This window comes from Companilactobacillus jidongensis (genome assembly GCF_003946575.1).
In the GTDB taxonomy this organism is placed as follows: domain Bacteria; phylum Bacillota; class Bacilli; order Lactobacillales; family Lactobacillaceae; genus Companilactobacillus; species Companilactobacillus jidongensis.
The window spans coordinates 26691-32815 of the sequence record NZ_RHOP01000026.1; the positions used below are offsets into that span (position 1 = coordinate 26691).

General features: G+C 36.3%; 6 protein-coding genes. All 6 read right to left on the reverse strand.

What is annotated here, in order from left to right:
* Positions 1 to 50: 50 nt before the first annotated feature.
* Positions 51 to 1052 carry an AI-2E family transporter gene (locus EKM68_RS12605; protein ID WP_263853653.1) on the reverse strand — a complete coding sequence of 334 codons (1002 nt, stop codon included), beginning with the start codon at positions 1050 to 1052 and terminating at the stop codon, positions 51 to 53.
* Between the two features lie 61 nt (positions 1053 to 1113).
* Entirely contained in the window at positions 1114 to 1914 is an 801-nt protein-coding gene (locus EKM68_RS12610; protein ID WP_125591166.1) for a YdcF family protein, read from the reverse strand.
* Between the two features lie 31 nt (positions 1915 to 1945).
* On the reverse strand, positions 1946 to 3361 hold the full coding sequence (locus tag EKM68_RS12615; RefSeq protein WP_125591167.1) for a hypothetical protein: 1416 nt from the start codon (positions 3359 to 3361) through the stop codon (positions 1946 to 1948).
* A gap of 118 nt (positions 3362 to 3479) precedes the next feature.
* Complete coding sequence (locus tag EKM68_RS12620; RefSeq protein WP_125591168.1) at positions 3480 to 4430, reverse strand: peptidoglycan recognition protein family protein; 951 nt, start codon at positions 4428 to 4430, stop codon at positions 3480 to 3482.
* Between the two features lie 104 nt (positions 4431 to 4534).
* Positions 4535 to 5026 carry a sigma-70 family RNA polymerase sigma factor gene (locus tag EKM68_RS12625; protein WP_164509449.1) on the reverse strand — a complete coding sequence of 164 codons (492 nt, stop codon included), beginning with the start codon at positions 5024 to 5026 and terminating at the stop codon, positions 4535 to 4537.
* A gap of 171 nt (positions 5027 to 5197) precedes the next feature.
* A complete protein-coding gene (locus tag EKM68_RS12630) occupies positions 5198 to 5968 on the reverse strand; it encodes a hypothetical protein (RefSeq protein ID WP_125591170.1) in 771 nt (256 codons plus the stop codon).
* Between the last annotated feature and the right edge of the window lie 157 nt (positions 5969 to 6125).

The window sequence follows — 6125 nt, forward strand, 5'->3', positions numbered from 1 at the left end:
ATTCTCCCATCTACTCAGTTATCCCTATTATATATGACTGTAATACTTTTTTATCGTAATTTCTTCAAATTTATCTTCTTTTTTGGATTATTTTTTTGAATCGAATGAACTCCAAGGATATCTAAGAAGAAAACAAAGATTGGAATACCAATAATTAATCCCCAAGTACCGATCAGTTCTTCAGATACGATCAAAATAACGAATGTGAAGAATATTGGCAAATGTGTCATGCTCGACATAAATTGCGGATTGAGGAAATATGTTTCAATCATATGAATAACAATTATCATAATTATAATATAAATTAAATATCTAATTCCACCAACAGAATAAGCTATAAAACTCAACGGTATTAGTGAAATAATCACGCCAGCTACTGGAATCAACGAAAGTATGAAAACCATGACCGCTAAAGCGATAACGCTTGGCATCCCAATTACCAGCAAAGTAATAGTTGTCAGCGCCGTATTAACGACCGCAATCATCAATTGTGCTTCAATGACGACTCCAAAAGTATTGACGAACTTCTGACCGTAATAACGAAGATCATCAAACAACCAGCCGTACTTACTAGTCAAAAATTGTCGACCAAAACTATTCATCTGTTCAACTTGAGTAGTATAGAAGAAACTCAATAAGAATGATAAGAAAATATTCAATCCCATTGCTCCGATACTAGACAAGTAATTAACTGCTTGCGTGATAGCTGTCTTGATCTGTGCATCCAGATTGATCTGTTGCAAATAATCATAGACAACACTCAAGTAAACATTTGATTTCATCTCATCACTTTGATAGAACTTCTGCAATGAAGTGAACATCTTAGCCGTTTGACTAATTATTTGTGGTACATAATTAGCAACTGCAAAGAATATACCAGCAATTATCAACAGATAAACTGGTACGATGACCCAAACTGGCTTAACACGAGGAAATTTTTTTTGAACGGCTCGAACTAGTTGAACTGATAAAAAAGTAAATGTGAATGTCAGTAAAAACAAACTCATCATACTACGTAACAAATAGAACAATCCAATTACCACAGCTAACAAAACAAACCTTCGCAAACGTTTATTAGCTACAAAATTATCATAAGTAATAACACGACACTCCCTACTGTATAGAACTTAATAGCAAAACCACGATTATAAAAACAACCGATATAACGGTGTACTTATAATACCAAACTATCGCCGTAAACTCACGAAACATCGCTGGTTTAAGAAATATTGGCATGGTTCTTGCTGGTAAATAACTGACTGAAATGCCTAGATTCTTTAAATATCGTAATGTTCGAGGAATATGAAATTCACTAGTTATAATCATCACACGTGGAACTGATGCGGCATGCCAATTTTTCTTCAACACGATTGAAGAATACTCAAGATTCTGCATCGTGTTCAACGATTTACCCTCGAGAATAATCTGGGACTCAGGAATTCCATGGTCAAGCAAATATTTTTTCATTAAACTGGCTTCAGTCATAGGCAACTTGGAGCTTTGCCCTCCACTAACAATAATCTTCGGTTTATCATGTAATCTATGAAAAGCATCAATCGTCGCGTCCAATCTATCCTGCATAACTGGTGGGACTCGCTTAGTCATAAAGCTAGTACCTAATACTAACAAATAATCAGCATCCTGGACTTTTGCTTTTTTGAGGAAATAATACATATAAAACACATATCCCAACAAAATCATCATCAATACTAAATCAACTGAAAAGAGCACAATAACATAGAATTGAATCACCGTTGGAGCATTGGAACTAATAATATGGACAAACAAAAGTGCTAATAGAGTTAGTATCGCACTAGTCGTCATAACCGGATGTCGACTAAACATATATCGTGTCCGAAAAATCAAGAATAGTTCAATCATCCCAGCAACGATTGCTAAAAGAACGTATTCCATGTGAACCCCTCCAATAGATCAACTTAATGAATCAATCTAATGTAAATTTTAAAGCTGGAACTTTTAGTTTAACCCCATTGACCAAAGTCCAGGTTACAGTCGTTGAGTCTTTGTCTGGCTGTTTCAATAAGAACAAGTTCTTATTTAACATTCCATAAATCAAAAACTTGCCTTGGTTAGTGGTTATCGTTGGTCCGTTTTCCTTATAAGTTGCCGGAGTAACAAGAAACAAGTACTGCATTAATGGTTGCTTATTACCATCGACATCTACGCCTTGATAATCCGTCGGTATTTGATCGATACCGTATTTACCACCAAAGTCAACCGCTACATTTCCTAATTTTTTGTCATCATTATCGGAAATAGCCGCTGCTAACTGCATGAAGTCAGCGTTTGATTGGACCGGATTAGACTGATTAGTCTTGTAGACATTATAGGTTTGAGTAATTGCATCTCGCAGACTTACTTGTGACTTATCAGATTTGGTCAAATAATTTCCGTTGGTATTTTTTTGGTCAGTTTGTTTACGAACGGTAAAGTCCGACGAGAACAGATACATTTGACCGCTGTCGATTTCAATTCTCGTTCTCGACCGCTTAATCTGATTACCGGTCGCCTTGGAGCTGACCTTCAAGTTAACACTCTTAGGTAAGAGATTACTCTGATTCTGTCCATGGAAGTAATATTCAATCGTCAAGAAGTTCTTCGGAACTAAGTAGACCTTACCGTACATACTCTGCACCTGACCTGATTCAATCGTCGTTGCCATTACGACTTTGCTGTCCGTCGTATCAGTATCCGGTTGAGCAGCGTGCTCCGTTAGAGTCATCTGATAAGTACCATTGTTATCGACCGTTAAATTACCATCAGTACGACGATAATCTATAATAGTAGAAAAATTAAAATTACCGGCCATATCAGCATTCTTAAGTGGCGTTGTACCAGAGTTTACATCGATAATATGATCCGGCATCGACTTGTAGGCAATCGACTGTGACCTGGACTCATCAGTTACATTACTAGTCTTCTTATCTGTCTTAGTAATATAAGCAAACTTATAAGTCTGACCTTGGTATTGGACATAGTATCCCTTCATATGACGACCATAAACATTGTCCTTGTATGGCTTCAGCAGTTTGAAGGCAACCTTATTGCTCGCATTGATAACGATAGTCTTGCCATCACGATCCAACGTATATGAAGGATTGGCATTATTATTGTTCATTCGATTGATCCCAACGCTATCTCCTAGCGACAAAATATCTTTGACCTCAGACTTGTTATTCTTCAAGAACTTAATCGAAATAACGTTTGATTCTCCCTGATCCTGAAACATATACCACGTCTTAGTAGTGTCAACAACTTGGGCGTTGTCCTTTTTACCACATCCTGAAACTACGATAAATAAAAACAATATCCCCAATATTGCAAAAAGTTTTTTTCTCATCGACGTACTCTCCTACAGATTCAGTCACTATTTAAGTACAATTATACAACGGAGTGATATTTTTAGGAATTAAAGAAAAAAAGAACCCGCAAATTTTGCGAGTTCTAATTAATTCTAGCTAGACAACATAAGCTGTTGATACCCATTCGTTGGTAGCAACACGACGATATGTAATACCATCATACTCTTTAGTCTTATCTGTATACCATGGAGTCTTGTTCATCAAGGCACGATTCTTAATTGTCTGTACTGAACCATCATCTTGGAAGGCAACGATAGGAACATAGTCACCGTTAGTGTTATTAACATTAATAGTATTGTCTTCCGATACCCCAGTATCAGTACCTGGTGATGTATTATCTCCACCACCATTAGTTACTGAACCGTTATTCTTCAAGTTAGTATAGTATGTGCCGATCAAATCATAGAATTGATCCATACTGTAACCCCAGCTTGCGAAGTAACCAACTGGATCAGTGTGGTTTGTGTCGCCATAAAGATTTGAAACATCATTATGTGAAAGTACCGTCTTACCAGCTGTAAATGGCAAGTTATATTGAATCAACTTGCTGGCAATGTAATAAGCATCATTAGAGATTGAACGAGCAAACTCATCAGTTGTACTTACTTCACATAATTCAATCTGAATGTACTTAGCATTAGCAGTTGGACCAGCACCCCAGACACCATAATCAGTGTTATGAATATTAATGATTTCATTATTATCAACAAAAGCATGAACGTATGAATACATATTTGACCATTCACGGTTAAAATATGTAACTTCATTTCTAGCAGTAGCACCAGGAGTAGCTGTCTCATGGACTACAACACCTTCGGGCTTCCCGACCCCATTCTCATAACCAAACCATTGACTGAATGTACCTTCTTCATTTTGAATAGATACAGGTTGAATATTATTATTTGAAATATAATCATTGATTGCTGAAGCAGCTTGTACATTCTGAATCCCCACATTAGGAACAACATTTTGTACAGTTACATATCCAGCTCCGGCCAAAGCAGCAGCAGTTGCTAAACTGACCATAAATTTTTTGTTTGATACCATAATAGATAATTCCTTCCCACCGTTAATTTGCTTAACTACTAAATTATAACAAGATTCTTCATAAATTAATCGAAAGTAACATATCTGTAATCAGATAGTAAACTTCAGAGCGTTATACTAGCACGTAATTTCACCAAAAGCCTATTCCGATGGTACCTGAGGTTACGAGTACTGCATTCATAACGCCGTGCCAATATTAATAGACTCTTATTGTTAATGAAATGTTCCTGAAATATTTGATTTTCAAATGCCGTCAAAGTCCCTAAATTCAGGTTTTCTAGCAAATCGTTAGTCTCCTGACATATTGTCGAAAAATCAAATTCATCTAATGAATGAACCTCCGAATATTTCATTTCCTGTCGCAGTAAGTCTGTCATTCTCCAGCGTAATCTTTGAAAAATATAGACCTTAAACTTATCAGCATCGTTATGCTCAGTCATAAATTTTGCGTAAGTCTGTGCATAGATTATGACCGCCTCCTGAAAATAATCTTCGTAATCAAAGCGTGTTGGATAGACATGAATTTGCTTCAAAACACCATGAATCAATCGTTGATTTTTGACCGCATGGGCGAATCCTTCTTCTATTGAACTCATCTTGAACCTGTATTTCCTAATACTCATAAGCGCTTATGGCAATTACTAAGATAAACTACTTAAATATTTTTGTTTAGTTGCTGATTGAGTTGTGGAAGTACTGGTATATCAACGTTTGGTGTTTTGAGGTCAAAATAAAAACGCCCTACTATCAGTAGGACGGAAAGAGCATCAGTAAAGTTTCATGATTCGGTATATTTTTTGATGATAGATTTCTTTGGTGACATCTGCTTCAATTTCACCCTTGGTAATTGCATCTAACAAAAAATTTTCAAAACTATCTACTCTATTACATATACCGGACCAAGTTACCAATATATCTTTGTGGAACAAACAACGACAATCATTGTAGTCATTCAATAGACCAACATATCTCGGCGGAATCATCTTCATGTTCCCTTTAGCAAGAATAGAACCCAATGTGATTACCTGCTGTTCACTTAAAAAATAAACATCATGGACTCGATCGTGGAGATTACCATTCGGAAAGTTCATCCGAATAGTCAGACCATTGTCAGTTTCAAAATTAGCTGAAGTCCCATGCTGTTCAACTTTCTTCAACCAATGTAGTGCGATCCAATCTGTACAATTTCGACTGCCTCCACTCATTGGCATATAGGAACAGAATCCGAAGACCATCGGGATATTTCGCTTCATATCAAAATACTTCATGAGTGCCTTGGATAACAAGAATCCAACTCGATTGAACTTGTGGAACTCGTTCATAAGTTGTTTGGTCGTTCTCTTAACGAAGAATATTCCAAACTTTTCATGGATGACAATTGTCTTGCCATTGATCATTCGGGGAATATCACTCACGTCAAGTAGTGCAATTATCTCATTATCAACTGTGAAGTCTTCCTTACTAAACAAAAGATTGATGCCTTGATTCAGTAAGTACTCAGATGTAATGATGACATCCTTATAAATATTTTGCTTCACATCCTTTGCTCCTTCTGAGCAAACAGTCATTTAATATCATACACAATAACAAAAAAAGACGCTCACGCGTCCCTTAATTTGGTTCTATACTTTCTGGTATTGATGAATAATCAATACCAGTTTTTTTGTACTCTTTTAAAACAAAAAGAACATCACT